Origin of the sequence: Clostridium grantii DSM 8605 (assembly GCF_900129965.1) — a bacterium.
GTDB lineage: Bacteria > Bacillota > Clostridia > Clostridiales > Clostridiaceae > Clostridium_AF > Clostridium_AF grantii.
On record NZ_FQXM01000078.1, the window covers coordinates 1 to 1,576 of the forward strand.

The 1,576-nt window shown below is 29.1% G+C and carries 2 protein-coding genes; both read left to right on the forward strand.

The annotated features are described in order from the left end of the window. Nucleotides 1-227 precede the first annotated feature (227 nt). Nucleotides 228-518, forward strand: a complete 291-nt coding sequence (locus tag BUB83_RS21095; protein ID WP_073341044.1) for a hypothetical protein — start codon at nucleotides 228-230, stop codon at nucleotides 516-518. Nucleotides 519-571: 53 nt separating this feature from the next. After that, nucleotides 572-856 (forward strand): hypothetical protein, encoded by a 285-nt coding sequence (locus tag BUB83_RS21100; protein ID WP_073341045.1) that lies wholly within the window; start codon nucleotides 572-574, stop codon nucleotides 854-856. Nucleotides 857-1,576: the final 720 nt, after the last annotated feature.

The following is a 1,576-nucleotide window of genomic DNA, read 5'->3' on the forward strand; positions in this document are numbered from 1 at the left end:
CTTATAATGTTGCTGTTACAGAAGTTAATGATCCTAGTAAGTTGGATGAAGCTGTTATTGATATTTATATTGGGGTTAATCCCAATAAAATATAGTTGACAATTGACAGTGTACAGTTGACAGTAATTGTTTATTTTCTTACAGAAAATCTTTAATTTAGGTAAAATCTTTTGGCCAAGGGTTTACATATAGTTTTGAATAATTTACAATATAAGGAGGTGAATATTATGGAAATGACTTTGAATTCTTTAAACGTAGCTTTTCCTGAATTATCTGCAAATGAACTAACTAACGTTAACGGTGGAGATTGGATATCTAATCTTTTAGTAGTTGCTACAGGAATAGGTTTTGTATCTGGTGCCATTTTAGGCGGCTTATCACTTCCATCTAACTTAAGGTCAGGTACAGAAGCTAAATTCGGTGTCACCATTGGAGTTATAGGAGGTATTATCTTAATCACCGCAGGTACTCGTGGATTATTAAATGATGCGTATAATTATATAAAATCCCATATGTGAATTTCTCTTTAATTGTTAAAAATGTTTTTATTATAAAAGAAGGAGGTGCTATATTGGAATTGTTTTTATCAAATACTTTCGATAAATTAACTTTAGATGAACTTCAAGATATTAACGGTGGTGATTTCTTAGGTAATCTCATTTTAATTGGAACAGGATGCGGTATGATATCTGCAGGTATTTTAGGTGGCTTAGCTGTCCCTAGAGATCTTAAAAATACATTGGCTGCAGAATTTGGTACTTGGATTGCTGTATATGGTGGTATGGTTTTAATTTGTGCTGGTACTAGCGGAATGCTTTATGATGCGTACAAATATGTTAAAAACTATTTCAGATGATCAAAATGAAGTCTAATAAAATTCAAGTTCTATTAATGTATGCTTTTTTTATTATTTCATCATTAATATCTTTGATTTATTTAAGAAATAAATCAAATACCATGCTAACACCAATAATATATATTGCATTCTTAATGTTTCTTATAAGTACGATTATTATAATCATATTAATACTCAAAAATTAATGCTACCTTAAAACTCTAGATAAATTTGTGCAATTTATCTTTTTATTCTTATAATATTGCTGGAAATTTTTATTTTCAGTAATATTATTTTTTCTTTATGAAAGCAAATTCTTAGGCCAAGCCCCCTCAGCAGGGTAACTGTAACTTGGATAAAAATGTACGAACATGTTTTCACCAGGTACAACTTCTACAAAATAAAAAAGCAGGTAATAAGACAAAAACATCTTGCTTTATTACATGCTTTTTTTCTTTAAAAAACAATATCCTTTCACTCATCTCCCAATACTTCTTCAGTAAAATTTTAAATTCTAAAAAAAGACTGCAAATATTTTTTCAAATCTATTTACAGTCTAAACTTTATATTTTATTTTTTATTTCTATAACCTTTTCCACTGATAACTCAGAAGCTTCTGCAACTTGTTCTACGGTTAATCCCATTTTCAAAAGATTATTAGCTACCTTAATAGCTCCTTCTTCTCTTCCTTCTTCTTTAGCTTTATTAAGTGCACTTTCTTTAGCTTTATTAAGTGCACTT